Origin of the sequence: Curtobacterium sp. 1544, assembly GCF_040544915.1 — a bacterium.
GTDB lineage: Bacteria > Actinomycetota > Actinomycetes > Actinomycetales > Microbacteriaceae > Curtobacterium > Curtobacterium pusillum_C.
Window position 1 is genome coordinate 12992 of sequence record NZ_JBEPKX010000023.1, and the last position, 14766, is coordinate 27757.

Sequence of the window (14766 nt, forward strand, 5' to 3'; positions counted from 1 at the left end):
CCGGGACGGCGCGGGCGCGGGCCGGCTCGTCAGCCGGCGGCACCGTCCCAGTCGGCGTACGGGTCCCAGCCGGTCGTCGGCACGGCGACACCCCCGCGCACGAGGTCCGCGTCGCCGCGGTCGAGCACGACGCCGATCCGTCGGAAGCCCCCGGGCAGCGCTGTGTCGGGCGGGAAGGTCGCGAGCAGGCCGTGGTCCTCGCCGCCGTGCAGCGCGACCTCGTCGAGGACAGCACCGTCGAGCGCGACCTCGAGCGACAGCGTCACCCGGCTGGCGCGGGCGAGTCGCCCGGCGTCGATCGCCAGGCCGTCGGAGAGGTCGAGCATCGCCGTCGCACCGGCGGTGGCGGCCAGTGGCCCATCGGCGATGGGCGGCACCGGGCGCCGCTGTCGTGCGACGTCCGGGTCGGCATCGGCGCCGCTCGCGAGCGTCGCGGCACGGGACGGCTCGCCGGCGGCGTCGACGCCCTCGTGGAACAGCCGGGTCAGGCCGCGAGCCGCTCGGCCGAGCTCGCCGGACACGGCCAGGACGTCGCCGACGCGGGCACCGGACCGGAGCACCGGATCGTGTCCGAGCAGGTCACCGAACGCCGTCACCGACACCGTGAACGTCGCCGAGGTGGACAGGTCCCCGCCGACCACGCCGCAGCCCGGCGAGAGGGCGTCCACGGCCAGGCGCACCCCGTCGGCGAAGGACTCGAGGACCGCGACCGGGGTGTCCTGGGGCGCCGCGAGCGCGATGACGAGTCCGGACGGCACGGCGCCCATCGCGCAGACGTCGGAGAGGTTGGTGGCGGCGGCCTTCCAGCCGACGTCCTCGGGCGACGACCACGCCCACCGGAAGTCCGGACCGTGGACCATCATGTCGGTGGTCACGACGAACCGGCCGTCCGGGGCGGCGACGACTGCGCAGTCGTCACCGGGGCCGAGCAGCGGCGAGCCGGCGGGCAGCCGTCGCACGATGCGGTCGAGGACGACGAGTTCACCGAGGTCCCCCACGGTCGGTCCGGCCCAGGCGTCGTACGTCGCGTCCACACGAGAACGGTAGCCTGGACGTCGATGGACACCGTGCGCCGACCCTCCCGGACGATCGCGATCGTGGGCGTCGTCGTGGCACTCGCCGCCGGGCTGACGGGCTGCACGAACGCCGTCGCGATGTCTCCCGCACCCTCCGCGAACGCTGCCGCGTGCGCCGCGGCCCAGGTGCGCCTGCCGGCCGCCGTCGACACGAAGTTCGACCTCCGCAACACCAACGCGCAGTCGACCGCCGCGTGGGGCGACCCGGAGGCGGCGATCTACCACTGCGGCGTCACGGTGCCGACGGTGTCCGACCTGCCCTGCTTCGACCAGGGCGGCGTCGACTGGATCCGGGACGACCGCGGGAAGCAGATCGTCTACACGACGTTCGGCCGCTCCCCCGCCGTGCAGGTGGTCATTGACACGTCCCTGACCACGTCGCAGGTCGTCCAGGACCTGACGGACGCTGTCTCGACGTTGCCGAAAGACGGGCACAAGTGCCTCGACGCGTCCGAGGTGCAGGGCTGACACCAGCCCGCCGGTCAGCGGACCGCTGCGCGCCCCAGCTCGATGAGCTCCGCCACGAGTTCGGCGTAGGAGACCCCGGAGGCCGCCCAGCACCGCGGGTACATCGACAGCGGGGTGAACCCCGGCATGGTGTTGACCTCGTTCACGACGAAGCCGTCGTCGGTCAGGAAGCAGTCGACCCTGGCGAGTCCGGCACCGCCGATCGCCTCGAAGGCGCGGGCGCCGATCGACCGGATCTCGTCCGTCTGCGCTTCGGTGAGCGGCGCCGGGCACAGCAGGGACTCGTCCCCGCCGAGGTACTTCGACTCGAAGTCGTAGAAGCCCGCCTCGTCGACGACGATCTCGCCGGGCAGGCTCGTGCGCGGGACGCCGTCACGACCCTCGAGCACGGCCACCTCGACCTCGCGGCCGATCACCCGCGGCTCGACGATCACCTTGGAGTCGTGCTCGAACGCCAGGTCCATCGCGGCGCCGAGCTGCGACGGCTCGTCGACGCGGGAGACGCCCATGCTCGACCCGGCGCGGGCGGGCTTCACGAAGAGCGGCCAGCCGTGCGCCGCGACGGCCTCGGCGACGTCCACCGGGTCGGCCGCCCACTCACGGCGGAGCACCGTGGTCCACGGCGCGACACGGAGACCGGCGTGCTCGAGGACGGCCTTCGCGACGTGCTTGTCCATGGCGAGAGCGCTGGCGAGCACCCCGTCGCCGACGTACGGCAGGCCGGCGATCTCGAGCAGCCCCTGCACCGTGCCGTCCTCGCCGAACGGCCCGTGCAGGATCGGGAAGACGATGTCCACCGCGACGGTCGTGACCGAACCGTCCGGGTGGGACACGACGAGCTCGTTCGTGGCGGGGGACGTCGGGAAGGCCACGCGCGTGCCGTTGTCCGGGACGGTCGGCAGCTCGCCGTCGCGGATCGCCAGCTGCGCCGGGTCGTCGGGCTGGAGTGTGAACGCGCCGTCCTTCGTGATGCCGACGGGGACGATCTCGTACACGGACCGGTCGACGACGTCCATGATGCCGCCGGCGGTCACGCAGCTGATCTCGTGCTCGCTGGAGCGGCCGCCGAACAGCACGGCAACGGTCGTCGGCGCGGGAGCGATCGTGGGCATGGCAGTCCCCCTGGTGGTCGGGACCGGACCGGTCACTCGCCCTGGGGCTCGTCGGTCTCGGTGAGGTGCGGCGCGATGTTGCGCGGATCGAGCCTACCCGCGAGCACCTCGGCGACCTGTCCCACGATGGGCATGTCGACGCCGTTGGCCGCGGCCAGCTCGAGGATCGGGGCGACGGACGCCAGACCCTCGGCGGTCTGGTTCATCTGCCGCACGACCTCGTCGAAGCGGTACCCCTGACCGAGCAGGCGCCCGGCGGTGTTGTTCCGCGAGAGCGGCGACTGGCAGGTGGCGATGAGGTCGCCGAGCCCGGCGAGCCCCGACAGCGTCGACGGCTGGGCGCCGAACGACACCGCGAAGTCGGTCATCTCGGCGAGGCCGCGGGTGATGATCGAGGCCTTCGTGTTCTCGCCGTAGCCGACGCCGTCCACGATCCCGATCGCGACGGCGATGAGGTTCTTGAGCACGCCGCCGAACTCGGTGCCGATGACGTCGGTGTTGATGAACGAGCGGAAGTAGGGGTTCGTCGCGACGGCGGCGACGGCGCTGGCGGTCTCCGAGCTGGTCGAGGACACCACGGCCGCGGTGGGCTGCCGGCGGGCGATCTCGAGGGCGAGGTTCGGCCCGCTCGCCACGGCGATCCGGTCGCGGTCGATCCCGAGCCCCTCGTGCAGGACCTCGCTCATGCGCAGCCCGGTCGTCTTCTCGACGCCCTTCATCAGGCTGACGACGGGAACGTCGGGGCCGAGCAGGTCACGGATCGCGGCGAGGTTCGACCGCAGAGACTGCGACGGCACGGACACGTAGACCTGCTCCGCGCCGGACAGCACGGACTCGAGCGACGTCGACGCGGTGAGGGTGCGCGGGAGGTTGATGCCGGGCAGGTACTCGGAGTTCCGCTTCGTCTCGGTGATCTCGCGCGCGACCTCGGGGCGGCGGGCCCACAGCACGGTCTGCGCACCGCCCTCGGCGAGGACCTTCGCGAAGGTGGTTCCCCAGCTGCCGGCACCGATGACGGCGACACGCGGCTTGTCGGTCGACTGCATGACGACGCGGATCGCAGCGGTGTCGACCGCGCCCGGAGCGGCGACCGCGGGGTCCGGGTGGTCCTCGTGCGGGCGGAGGCCCGGTCCCTGGTCACTCAAACTTGCCGGTCTCCTTCTGGTTGTTCGCCGCCGGGTCCCAGCGGGTCGCCGGTGCCTGTTCGCCGCGGAGCTGCTCGAGCAGCGCCGTGATGTGCTGCATGAGCACTTCGGTGGCCTCGACGAGCATCTGCTGGTCGATCGGCCGCCCGCGGTAGGCGGACAGGTCGACGGGGTCGCCGACGATGACGTCCACGCGCGAACGCGGGAACAGCCGGAGCTTGTTCGAGTACCGCGCCATGATCCCCTGCGTGCCCCAGTGGGCCATCGGGATGAGCGGCACGTCGTTCTCGAGCGCGATCCGGACCGCGCCGGTCTTGCCGCGCATCGGCCACAGGTCCGGGTCACGGGTGAGCGTGCCCTCGGGGTAGACGATGATCGCCCCGCCCTGCTCGATGAGCGACCGCCCGCCGCCGAGCGGGTCGCTCAACCGCGTGCGACCGGAGCGCTCGACCGGGATCTGCCCCATGCCGGACATGAGCTTGCCGAAGACGGGGACCTTGAAGAGCGACGCCTTGGCGAGGAACCGCGGCGCACGTCGGCTGAGGTACACGGCGGTGCCGACCACGAGCGGGTCGATGTTCGTGAAGTGGTTCGGCGCGAGCACGAACGCACCGTCCTCCGGCAGGCGGTTCGGGCCCACCCAGTGGTAGTTCGAGGAGAACCGGAAGACCGGGATCACGACCGAGGCGGTGATGCGGAACGCGCGGTTGAGTTCCCCGCGCTTCCACCGTCGCCCGGGCACCGGCAAGCCGGTCGCGACCGACGTGCCGGACGCACCACGCGCCTCCAGGCCGTCACCAGGACGCGCCGGGCCGTCACCCGACTGCGGAGCCGACACCGCGCTCAACCAGCGAAGTCGAAGTCGGCCCCGAGCTTCCGCAGCTTCGGGATGAAGTGCTCGTAGCCGCGGCTGATGATGCCGACGTTCGTGATGTGCGACTCGCCCTCGGCGGTCAGCGCAGCGATGAGGTGGCTGAAGCCCCCGCGCAGGTCGGGGACCCGGACGTTCGCGGCGTGCAGCGTCGTCGGGCCGGTGACGACCGCGGCCTGCTCGAACGGACGGCGGGCGACGCGACGGTCGTGACCGGGCAGCCCCTCCTTGTGCACGACGATGTCGGCCCCCATCTCGTTGAGGGCGTCCGTGAAGCCGAAGCGGTTCTCGTACACGGTCTCGTGCACGATGCTCTGGCCCTCGGCCTGCGTCAGGGCGACGACGAGCGGCTGCTGCCAGTCCGTCATGAAGCCGGGGTGCACGTCGGTCTCGATGACGACGGGCTTCAGGGTCTCGAGCTCCCGGTAGAACCGGATGCCGTCCTCCTGGATGTCGAAGCCGCCGCCGACCTTCCGGAAGACGTTGAGGAACGTCATGAGCTCCTGCTGCTTCGCGCCCTCGACGAAGATGTCGCCGTTGGTCGCGAGCGCGGCGGAGGCCCAGCTGGCGGCCTCGTTGCGGTCGTTGATCGCGCGGTGCGTGTAGCCGCGGAGCGACTGGACGCCCTCGATGAAGATGACGCGGTTCGGCTCGACCGAGACGATGGCGCCCATCTTCTGCAGGATCGCGATGAGGTCCATGATCTCGGGCTCGATCGCGGCGTTCCGGAGCTCCGTGACGCCCTCGGCGAGGGTGGCGGAGAGCAGGACCTGCTCGGTCGCGCCGACGCTCGGGTACGGCAGCTCGATGTACGCGCCCTTGAGGCCGTTCGGAGCCGTCAGGTGGATCCCGTTGACCTGCTTGTCGACGACGGCACCCATCGCGCGGAGCGCGTCGAGGTGGAAGTCGATCGGACGGTCGCCGATGCGGCAGCCGCCGAGGTCGGGGATGAAGGCCTCGCCGAGCTTGTGCAGCAGCGGGCCGCAGAACAGGATCGGGATGCGGCTCGAACCCGCGTGGGCGTCGATCTCGGCGAAGTGCGCCGACTCGACGTTGGACGGGTCGAGGATGAGTTCGCCCCGTGCAGGATCGGTGATGCGCACGCCGTGCACCTCGAGCAGCCCGCGGACGACCTTGACGTCGGAGATGTCCGGGACGTCCTTGAGGATCGACGGGGTGTCACCGAGCAGCGACGCCACCATGGCCTTGGTCGCGAGGTTCTTCGCCCCGCGGACCTCGATGCGCCCCACGAGCGGCTTGCCCCCGCGGATGACGATCTCGTCCGACTTGAGGCCCACGCGCGCCCCGGCGGCTGCTGCGTCCTGTACGAGAGAGTTCACTACTTCACCGGCAATGTCTTCGGCCGCCAACTGGAGCGGCGGGATTCGAACTCCGTGATCGAGGTCTCGTCACGGAGGGTGAGCCCGATGTCGTCGAGCCCTTCCATCAACCGCCAACGAGTGTAAGCGTCGATCTCGAACGGGATGTCCACATCGCCGAGCGACACGCGCTGGCCCACGAGGTCGACCGTCGCGGACACCCCGGGGTTCCGCTCGATCTCGGCCCAGAGCGCCTCGACTTCCGATTCGGTCACGATCGCGGTGACCAGGCCCTGCTTGCCCGCGTTGCCCTTGAAGATGTCGGCGAACCGGGGCGAGATGACGACCGCGAAGCCGAAGTCACGGAGCGCCCAGACGGCGTGCTCGCGGCTTGACCCAGTGCCGAAGTCCGGACCGGCGACGAGCACCTTCGCGCCCTGGTACTCGGGCTGGTTCAGCACGAACGAAGGGTCCTGCCGCCAGCCGGAGAACAGGGCGTCCTCGAAGCCGGTCTTCGTGACCCGCTTGAGGTAGACCGCGGGGATGATCTGGTCGGTGTCGACGTTCGACCGCTTCAGGGGCGCGGCGATGCCGGTGACGGTGGTGATCTTGTCCATCAGATGGCCCCTTCCAGGACGGTTTCCGCTTCGGAGTTCTCCAGGTCCCACGGGCTGGACAGCGTGCCGCGGATCGCGGTGGCGGCGGCGACGAGCGGCGACACCAGGTGGGTGCGCCCGCCCTTGCCCTGGCGCCCCTCGAAGTTGCGGTTCGAGGTGCTGGCGCAGCGCTCCCCCGGTGCGAGCTGGTCGGGGTTCATGCCGAGGCACATCGAGCACCCGGCGAACCGCCACTCGGCGCCGAACTCCTTGATCACGACGTCGAGCCCCTCGGCCTCGGCCTCGAGCCGGACCCGGGCGGACCCCGGCACGACCATCACCCGCACGCCGTCGGCCTTCTTGCGGCCCTGGATGATCGACGCGAAGGCCCGGAGGTCCTCGATCCGTGAGTTCGTGCACGACCCCATGAACACCGCGTCGACCGCGATCTCCTTCATCGGGGTACCGGCGGCGATGTCCATGTACTCCAGCGCGCGCTGTGCGGCGGCCTGGTCGTTCGGGTCGCTGTAGTCGGCGGGGTTCGGCACGTTCTCCGACAGGGAGACGCCCTGGCCCGGGTTGGTGCCCCAGGTCACGAAGGGCTCGAGCTCGTCGGCGTCGATGAAGACCTCGGCGTCGAACACGGCGTCGTCGTCGGTCGACAGGGTGTCCCAGTACGCGACGGCGTCGTCCCAGTCCTGGCCGGTCGGGGCGTGGTCACGGCCCTGGACGTAGTCGTAGGTGGTCTGGTCGGGGGCGACCATGCCGGCGCGCGCTCCGGCCTCGATCGACATGTTGCAGATCGTCATGCGCCCCTCCATCGAGAGCGCACGGATCGCCGAGCCGCGGTACTCGAGGACGTAGCCCTGCCCGCCGCCGGTGCCGATCTTCGCGATGACGGCGAGGATGATGTCCTTCGCGGTGACGCCCGGGCGCAGCGTGCCCTCGACGGTGATGGCCATCGTCTTGAAGGGCTTGAGCGGCAGGGTCTGCGTCGCGAGGACGTGCTCGACCTCGGACGTACCGATGCCGAACGCCATCGCGCCGAACGCGCCGTGGGTGCTGGTGTGCGAGTCGCCGCAGACGACCGTGATGCCCGGCATCGTCAGGCCGAGCTGCGGACCGACGACGTGGACGATCCCCTGCTCCTTGTCGCCCAGCGAGTGCAGGCGGACACCGAACTCCTCGCAGTTGCGACGGAGGGTCTCGATCTGGATGCGGCTCGTCGGGTCCGCGATGGGGCGGTCGATCGCGAGGGTCGGGGTGTTGTGGTCCTCGGTCGCGATCGTCAGGTCGAGGCGCCGCACCGGACGGCCGGCCTGCCGCAGGCCGTCGAACGCCTGCGGGCTCGTGACCTCGTGCACGAGGTGGAGGTCGATGTAGAGGAGGTCCGGGTTCCCGTCCTCGCCCTTGACCACGACGTGGTCGTCCCACACCTTCTCGGCGAGCGTCCTTCCCATGACCTCGACCTCCTCGTTCTCGTCGTCCGGCGCCGCTGTCGCGGCGTGATCGGGCGAGTCTAGCAGCTTGGTATACCAACGTGCGTCCGTCTTCACCGGTCGGCCTGGAGGCACGGGTCGGGTCCGCGACACCTGTCGCGGTGGGAAGATGGTGGCGACATGACGACACCTGCGCACTCGACCCGGACCGTGAACCTCGAGGGCGCAGCACGCGCCGCGATCGCCGGGGGTGCACCGCTCGCCCTGCTCATCGCCCTCGGGATGCCCGGGTACGCGGCGTTCGCGATGTTCGCCGGGTTCACCGCGATCTTCGGTGCCACCGAGCCCTACCGGCAGCGCGCGGTCACCACCGGGGTCGCCGGCGTGATGCAGGCGCTCTGCATGTTCGCGGGCGTCGCGGTCTCGCTCGCCGGCTCGCAGCTCTGGTTGCAGACGGTGGGGCTCGTCGCGGTGCTCGTCTTCGCGGTGTGCACGCTGAGCGCCCTGCAGACCATCCCCGCGCAGCCGATCTTCCCGACGTTCGCGTTCGTGGTGTCGGCCCTCGTTCCACTCAAGACGTCGGACGTGCCGCTCGTCGCGACGATCATCGTGTGCTCGGTCGTCTGGGCCTGGCTGGTCGCGATGTCCGGGTCGGTCCTCCGCCTGGTGTTCCACCCGCGGGCACCGCACCGCTTCCGCCCGCTCGCGCCGCGCAAGCACCGCTCGCTCGCCGTGCTGCGGACGCCCGCGCTGTGGGAGACCGTCGGCCTCAACGTGGTCGGGGCCCTCGTGGCCGGGGCGGTCGCCGAGACCATCCCGTGGCTCGGGCACCCGTACTGGGCGGTCATCGCCGTGGTGTCGACGCTGCCGGCGCTCCGGCAGCGGCACACGGTCGTCCGGGCGTTCCAGCGCTTCATCGGCACGATCGGCGGCACGGTCATCGCAGTGGGGGTCCTGCTGCTCGAGCCCTCGGCGTGGTGGATCGTGGTGATCGCCGTCATCGGGCAGTTCTTCGCCGAGATCTTCGTCGCCCGGAACTACGCCGTGACGCTGCTGTTCCTCACGCCGCTCGCACTCGCGGTGTCGTGGCTGAGCCTGCCGGAGGCGCCGGAGCTCCTCGCACTGGACCGCGTCGCGCAGACCACCCTGGGTGCCCTCGTGAGCGTCGCGCTGCTCCTGGTGGGCCGGGCGATCGAGCGTCGCCGGGGCCGGGCGCTCGGCGCGACGAGCGCGATCCGCACGGTCTGATTCCGGGGTCGCACCGTGCGAGGGCTCCGCAGTGTGCGAGGCTCCGCGCGGTGTGCGAGGCCGCGTGGGTCCCACGGGACGCGGAACCTCGCACACTGCGGCCGCGCGGCCCACGTCAGTCGCGCGGCTGGAGGTTCCAGGTGTCGATGACCGGGCGGCCGTGCTCGTACCCGAGCACGCTCACCGACGCGGTCCCGAGCTTCAGGACGGCACCGTCCTGCGGCGCGAGCCGGATCCACGCGGCACCGAGCGCGCGGAGGACGTGTCCGTGGGCGACGACGATCGCGTCCTGCCCGTCAGCGAGCACCGGACGGGCACGATCGAGGATGCGCTCGACGCGGACGCGGACCTCGGCGGCGTTCTCGCCGGGCGTGTCACCGGCCGGGACCCCGTCGGTCCAGAGGTCCCACGGGCCGTGCCGGAGGACCTTGATCTGCGGCGTCGTGAGCCCCTCGTACGCGCCGTAGTCCCACTCGAGCAGGTCCTCGTCGAGGTCCGGATCGACGCCGACGAGCGCCGCAGTGTCCCGGGCGCGCTGCAGCGGACTCGACAGCGCCAACGCGAACGTGCGGTCCGCCAGGTACCGGCCGGCGCGCTTCGCCTGCTCGATGCCGTTGTCCGTCAGCGGGATGTCCGTGCGGCCGGTGTGCTGCCCGCTCTTCGACCACTCCGTCTCTCCGTGACGGACGAGGACGAGTTCGCCGGGGCGTTCCGAGGTCATGTGTTCCTTCCGAGCCAGAGGCCGAGCGCGGCTGCGCCGACCGAGACGACGAGCATCCCGAGGCCGTTCAGGACGGCGAGCCGGGGCTTGCCGGATCGGAGGAGCTGCACGGTCTCGACACTCGCCGTCGAGAACGTCGTGTACCCACCCATCATGCCCGTTCCCAGCACGGCCACCGACTGGAGCGGGATCGTGCCCGCCTGCCCGAGGCCGGTGAGGAGCCCGAGGACGAGGGATCCGGAGACGTTGATGACGAGGGTGCCGAGCGGGAAGCCGGTCACCCGGGCCTTGACGAGGCCGTCGAGCAGGAACCGGAGCCCGGCACCGACTCCCCCGCCGACCGCGACGAGCACCAGTTCGACGGCATTCACCGTGCGCCCCCCTTCGAGCGGACGGCCCGCTTCGGACGGACGGCCCCGGCGAGCAGGACGCCCGCGCCGACGGCGAGCAGCCCGAGCACGACGGTGAGCAGGGCGTACCCGCCACCCGCCGTCCAGTGCCCCGCGTCGAGGAGCTGCGCCGTGTCGTCCGCGAGCGTGCTGTAGGTCGTGAACCCACCCAGGACGCCGGTGCCGACGAAGAGCCGGAACGTGCGACGCCGACCGACGTCGGGGCCACGGTGGGCGAGCGCCTCGAGCAGGAGTCCGAGGCAGAACGCCCCGACGACGTTGATCGCCAGGATCGTCCAGCTGATCCCGTCGTGCGCGGGGAACGCCTCGGCGAGGAGCGCACGGACGGCGGTGCCGATCGCGCCGCCGAGCGCGACGAGGCCGAGCATCGACCAACGGAGGTGGGGTGGGCGTTCGCCGGGCACGGTGCTCCTATCGCCGAGCACGCCGGATCGTCTCCGCGCGTGCGGTGTTCTCGGGATAGGGACCGTTGGCGGCTGTCCGCGGTTGGGTCCGGCAGGCCCCACTGCCGGGTCTGACGACCCCGTCAGCGTACCGCGACGGTGCACCGTGCCGTCGATCGGTCAGTCAACGACCGCTGCGGTGCCCTCGAGCTCGACGAGCTGGTCGTCGTAGCCCAGGACGGTCACACCGAGCAGTGTGCTCGGGACGTCGTGGTCCCCCATCGCGGCGCGCACGACCTCCCACGCTGCGACGAGGTCCGCCTGGCGTGACGACGCGACGAGCACGCGGGTCTGCACGAGGTCCTCGATTCCGGCTCCGGCCGCAGCGAGCGCCGTCCGGAGGTTCTCCACGCACTGGGTGGCCTGCCCGCGGACGTCCCCGACCGCCACGGTCGCCCCGTCGGCGTCGAGGGGGCAGGCGCCGGCGAGGAACACCAGTCGCGCGTCGGCGGGGGCGGTCGCGGCGTAGGCGTACTCGGCGACGTCGCTGAGGGCGGTGGAGCGGATGAGCTGCACGACACTGGTCACGGAGCAAGCCTGACAGAGCGCGCGGTCACAGCGGCCCGGACTTTCCGGGAGACTGGAACGATGGCGACCCTCCGGCCGCCCGTCCCTCCCCTGCCTCTAGGAGTGCTCCGCATGCCCGAGCTCCCGCTCGTGTTCGAAGTCGGCTCGATCATCGCGCTCGTCCTGATCCTGCTCGCCGACCTCCTCATCGTGGCCCGGCGCCCGCACGTGCCGACGCTGCGGGAGTCGGCGGTCTGGGTCGGCATCTACGTGGGTCTGGCGCTGGTGTTCGCCGTCGCGATGCTGGTGTTCGCCGGGACCGAGCCGGCCGGGCAGTTCCTGGCGGGCTGGCTGACCGAGTACAGCCTGAGCATCGACAACCTCTTCGTCTTCGTCATCCTCATGGCGCGCTTCTCCGTGCCGAAGACGATCCAGCAAGAGGTCCTCATGCTGGGCATCATCATCGCGCTCATACTGCGCGGGATCTTCATCCTGGTGGGCGCGCAGCTCATCGAGGACTTCTCCTGGATCTTCTACATCTTCGGCGCGTGGCTGGTGTGGACCGCGATCCAGCAGCTGCGTGGTGAAGACGAGGACGACGACAAGGACAGCTTCATCGTCCGCGTGCTGCGCCGCCGGGTCCGGATCACCGACACGTTCGACGGGATGAAGTTCCGGACCACCGAGGACGGCGTGCGGCACTTCACGCCGCTGCTGGTCGTCCTCATCGCCATCGGCACCACTGACCTGCTCTTCGCGCTCGACTCGATCCCCGCGATCTTCGGCATCACCGAGAGCGCGTTCATCGTCTTCACAGCCAACGTGTTCGCCCTGATGGGCCTGCGGCAGCTGTACTTCCTGCTCGGGGGTCTGCTCGAGCGGCTCGTCTACCTGAAGTACGGCATCGCGTTCATCCTCGCCTTCATCGGCGTCAAGCTCGTCCTGCACGCGCTGCACGCCAACGAGTTGCCGTTCCTGAACGGTGGCGAGCACATCGAGTGGGCGCCGGAGATCAGCACGACGGTGTCCCTCTTGGTGATCGTCGGCGCGATGGCCGTCTCGACCGTCGCCAGCGTCGTCCGGGTCCGCCGTGACGACGCCCGGACGAAGGCCTCGAACGCCCCGCGCACGTCCGACTGACGCCCGCAACGGCACTTTCTTGCGCGGCGCGCCGAGCGCCGCGCGCAGAACCGACGCGCACGCACGACTTCGCCGGGAACGGGCAAGAATGCGTCCGCCGATCTTCCCTAGGCTCGGGGGAAACCCAACGACGGGAGGTTCGACATGTCGCAGTTCGTCCAGAAGTTCTCGCAGGACGCCATCGTCGGAGAACCCGAGGTCGTCGAGGACCGTGCGTCGGTCCGTGCGCTCGCCACGCACCCCGCATGGCTGCGGCTGAAGGCCGCCGTCGTGTCGTTCCGTGCGCTGCAGACGGAGGACGGCTCGGTACCCGACCAGTCGGACCACGCGACCGCGACCGCGCACCTGGCCACGATCCTCCCGGCCATCGCCGAACTGGCCCCCTTCTTCCCGCACGACGCGTCGTTCCTGGAGGCGGTCCAACGCGATTTCCGACGGTGGGCCGACGAGGGGTTCGGCATTCCCGACTTCCTCGATTCCCTCAATGCATTCCAGCCCCAGCAGCACCGCGTCGACGGACTCGGACACCTGGTCGTGTTCCCGATGTACACGCAGAACGGCAGTTCCTCGCGATTGATCGAGGCCGTCCTGGTCGAGGTGATCTGGCCGGACTTCATCGCCGAACTCGAGACCGGCGACTTCGGCAACAAACTGTTCGTCGCTCTGCGGTTCGTCGACTTCACCCCGGGGTACGACACGAACTCCGCGGTGCTGTTCCCCGAGACGGTCGCGATGCGCGAGATCCCGACGTTCACGTGGGGCGCGATCTTCCAGGACCGCGAAGCCGCGCGCTACCGCCGGGTCGTCCGGGCCGCCGCGGAGATCACGAAACTGGACCTCCCCGACGACGCTGCGGCAATGCTCGACGACCAAGAACTGACCGAGCGGGTGTTCGTGATGTGGGACATCATCCACGACCGTTCGCACATGCGCGGGGACCTGCCGTTCGACCCGTTCATGATCAAGCAGCGGATGCCGTTCTTCCTCTACTCGCTCGAGGAATTGCGCTGCGACCTGACGGCCTTCCGCGAAAGCGTGCGGCTGCAGCGCGAACTCGAAGCCCGGCCCGATGCCGAACTCTCCGACGCGGATCGCGCGATCCGTGACCACGCACGACTGGTGCAGTACGCCGTCGTCTTCGACCGGATCTTCCGGTTCGCGATCACCGGCAGCCGTGTCCGGAACTACGACGGCCTCGGCGGCCAGCTCCTGTTCGCGTGGATGCACCAGCACGACGTCCTGCACTGGACGGACACGCGGCTCACGATCGACTGGGAGGCGGTCCCGGACGTCATCATCGCCCTCAGCGACGAGATCAACGAGCTGTACTGGCGTTCCATCGACCGGCCGAAGTCGGCGCACTGGCTCGCCGCGTACGAGATGCTCACCCGGACGCTCACGCCGCACCCGGCCTCCGCCTGGGCACGCGGGCTCCCCGCCGAGACGCTCGCGGGCCCGCCGAAGGGCTACACCGACGCGGTGCTCGACGACGAGTTCCCGCTCTCGATGTTCTACGAAGCGCTCAACAAGAAGATGGCGACGGTGATCGCGTCGACGGCCGGCATCACCGGGGCCTCCTCCGTCCAGGACGTCGCCGCGTGACGGGTGGTTCCCTCGCCGGCCGCCTGGTGCTGGTCGCCGGTGCGACCAGCACCAGCGGCGCGGCGGTCGCGCGTGCGCTCACCGCCGCCGGTGCGGCCGTCGTCGCGGTCGGCACCAGACCCGACGCCCTGGAGGCACTGCAGACGTCCGTCCCGGGCGTCACCACCCGCACGTGCGACCTCTCGGACCTCGGTGCAGTCACCGCGCTGGCGGCGGCCGTCCACGCCGAGTCCGGCCGCATCGACGGCCTGGTCCACCTGGTCGGTGGCTGGCGCGGCGGGGGCGGCATCGCGGGGCAGTCCGACGACGACTGGGCGTTCTTCGACCGGGCGTTCCGCACGCTCCGGAACACCACGCGGGTGTTCAACGACGATCTCGTGGCGTCCCCGGCCGGCCGGCTCGCGTTCGTGTCGTCGACTGTGGTCGACTCCCCCACCGCCGGGGCCGCCAACTACGCCGCCGCGAAGGCCGCGGGTGACGCCTGGGTGCGCGCCGTGGCCCAGGGCTTCCGGAAGGAGGCGCCGAACGCCGCCGCGACGGTGTTCGTCGTCCGGTCACTCGCCGGCCTCGAGGACCGTCTCGCCGACGAGGTCGTCCGGCTCTGGTCGGCGTCAGCGGCGGACGTGAACGGCGCCCGCATCCCCCTCTCCCCACCCTCCCTAGGATGAA

At 70.8% G+C, this 14766-nt stretch carries 16 protein-coding genes; 5 read left to right on the forward strand and 11 right to left on the reverse strand.

The window, feature by feature from the left end; all coding sequences use genetic code 11:
* Positions 1-29 precede the first annotated feature (29 nt).
* Positions 30-1034, reverse strand: a complete 1005-nt coding sequence (gene thiL / locus ABIC61_RS13185) for a thiamine-phosphate kinase (RefSeq protein WP_354030262.1) — start codon at positions 1032-1034, stop codon at positions 30-32.
* 24 nt (positions 1035-1058) lie between these two features.
* Here thiL and ABIC61_RS13190 point away from each other — a divergent pair, with 24 nt between their 5' ends.
* Complete coding sequence (locus ABIC61_RS13190; RefSeq protein WP_354030263.1) at positions 1059-1544, forward strand: DUF3515 family protein; 486 nt, start codon at positions 1059-1061, stop codon at positions 1542-1544.
* A gap of 14 nt (positions 1545-1558) precedes the next feature.
* Here the strand turns inward: ABIC61_RS13190 and ABIC61_RS13195 are convergent, their stop codons facing one another.
* The 6 genes from ABIC61_RS13195 to leuC form a co-directional block, all read right to left on the reverse strand.
* Positions 1559-2656: a D-alanine--D-alanine ligase family protein gene (locus ABIC61_RS13195; protein ID WP_354030264.1), complete on the reverse strand. Its 1098-nt coding sequence runs from the start codon at positions 2654-2656 to the stop codon at positions 1559-1561.
* Between the two features lie 32 nt (positions 2657-2688).
* Positions 2689-3702, reverse strand: coding sequence for an NAD(P)H-dependent glycerol-3-phosphate dehydrogenase (locus ABIC61_RS13200; protein ID WP_502908810.1), 1014 nt, complete (start codon positions 3700-3702; stop codon positions 2689-2691).
* A gap of 91 nt (positions 3703-3793) precedes the next feature.
* On the reverse strand, positions 3794-4639 hold the full coding sequence (locus ABIC61_RS13205) for a lysophospholipid acyltransferase family protein (RefSeq protein WP_354030296.1): 846 nt from the start codon (positions 4637-4639) through the stop codon (positions 3794-3796).
* Positions 4640-4644: 5 nt separating this feature from the next.
* Positions 4645-6012: a UDP-N-acetylglucosamine 1-carboxyvinyltransferase gene (gene murA / locus ABIC61_RS13210; RefSeq protein WP_144749303.1), complete on the reverse strand. Its 1368-nt coding sequence runs from the start codon at positions 6010-6012 to the stop codon at positions 4645-4647.
* The gene (gene leuD, locus ABIC61_RS13215; protein WP_354030266.1) at positions 6012-6608 is read right to left on the reverse strand and encodes a 3-isopropylmalate dehydratase small subunit; all 597 of its coding nucleotides are present in this window, start codon (positions 6606-6608) and stop codon (positions 6012-6014) included. Before leuD ends, murA begins: the two co-directional genes overlap by 1 nt.
* Positions 6608-8047 carry a 3-isopropylmalate dehydratase large subunit gene (leuC, locus tag ABIC61_RS13220; protein ID WP_354030267.1) on the reverse strand — a complete coding sequence of 480 codons (1440 nt, stop codon included), beginning with the start codon at positions 8045-8047 and terminating at the stop codon, positions 6608-6610. The genes leuD and leuC overlap by 1 nt, the downstream gene beginning before the upstream one ends.
* A gap of 159 nt (positions 8048-8206) precedes the next feature.
* On the opposite strand from leuC, the gene ABIC61_RS13225 reads away from it, so the two are divergent.
* Positions 8207-9274 (forward strand): FUSC family protein, encoded by a 1068-nt coding sequence (locus ABIC61_RS13225; protein WP_354030268.1) that lies wholly within the window; start codon positions 8207-8209, stop codon positions 9272-9274.
* A gap of 115 nt (positions 9275-9389) precedes the next feature.
* Here ABIC61_RS13225 and ABIC61_RS13230 read toward each other — a convergent pair whose 3' ends face one another.
* The 4 genes from ABIC61_RS13230 to ABIC61_RS13245 all read right to left on the reverse strand — a co-directional run bounded on the left by ABIC61_RS13230 (position 9390) and on the right by ABIC61_RS13245 (position 11376).
* A complete protein-coding gene (locus ABIC61_RS13230) occupies positions 9390-9995 on the reverse strand; it encodes a histidine phosphatase family protein (RefSeq protein ID WP_144749295.1) in 606 nt (201 codons plus the stop codon).
* Positions 9992-10366: a fluoride efflux transporter CrcB gene (gene crcB, locus ABIC61_RS13235; RefSeq protein ID WP_354030269.1), complete on the reverse strand. Its 375-nt coding sequence runs from the start codon at positions 10364-10366 to the stop codon at positions 9992-9994. The genes ABIC61_RS13230 and crcB overlap by 4 nt, the downstream gene beginning before the upstream one ends.
* A complete protein-coding gene (locus ABIC61_RS13240) occupies positions 10363-10809 on the reverse strand; it encodes a fluoride efflux transporter FluC (protein ID WP_354030270.1) in 447 nt (148 codons plus the stop codon). Before ABIC61_RS13240 ends, crcB begins: the two co-directional genes overlap by 4 nt.
* A gap of 159 nt (positions 10810-10968) precedes the next feature.
* Complete coding sequence (locus ABIC61_RS13245; protein WP_144749291.1) at positions 10969-11376, reverse strand: RidA family protein; 408 nt, start codon at positions 11374-11376, stop codon at positions 10969-10971.
* A gap of 111 nt (positions 11377-11487) precedes the next feature.
* Here ABIC61_RS13245 and ABIC61_RS13250 point away from each other — a divergent pair, with 111 nt between their 5' ends.
* The 3 genes from ABIC61_RS13250 to ABIC61_RS13260 all read left to right on the forward strand — a co-directional run bounded on the left by ABIC61_RS13250 (position 11488) and on the right by ABIC61_RS13260 (position 14765).
* On the forward strand, positions 11488-12495 hold the full coding sequence (locus tag ABIC61_RS13250; RefSeq protein WP_354030271.1) for a TerC family protein: 1008 nt from the start codon (positions 11488-11490) through the stop codon (positions 12493-12495).
* Between the two features lie 144 nt (positions 12496-12639).
* Positions 12640-14097, forward strand: coding sequence for a DUF6421 family protein (locus ABIC61_RS13255; protein WP_354030272.1), 1458 nt, complete (start codon positions 12640-12642; stop codon positions 14095-14097).
* On the forward strand, positions 14094-14765 hold the full coding sequence (locus ABIC61_RS13260) for an SDR family NAD(P)-dependent oxidoreductase (protein WP_354030273.1): 672 nt from the start codon (positions 14094-14096) through the stop codon (positions 14763-14765). The genes ABIC61_RS13255 and ABIC61_RS13260 overlap by 4 nt, the downstream gene beginning before the upstream one ends.
* The last annotated feature ends 1 nt before the right edge of the window (position 14766 follow it).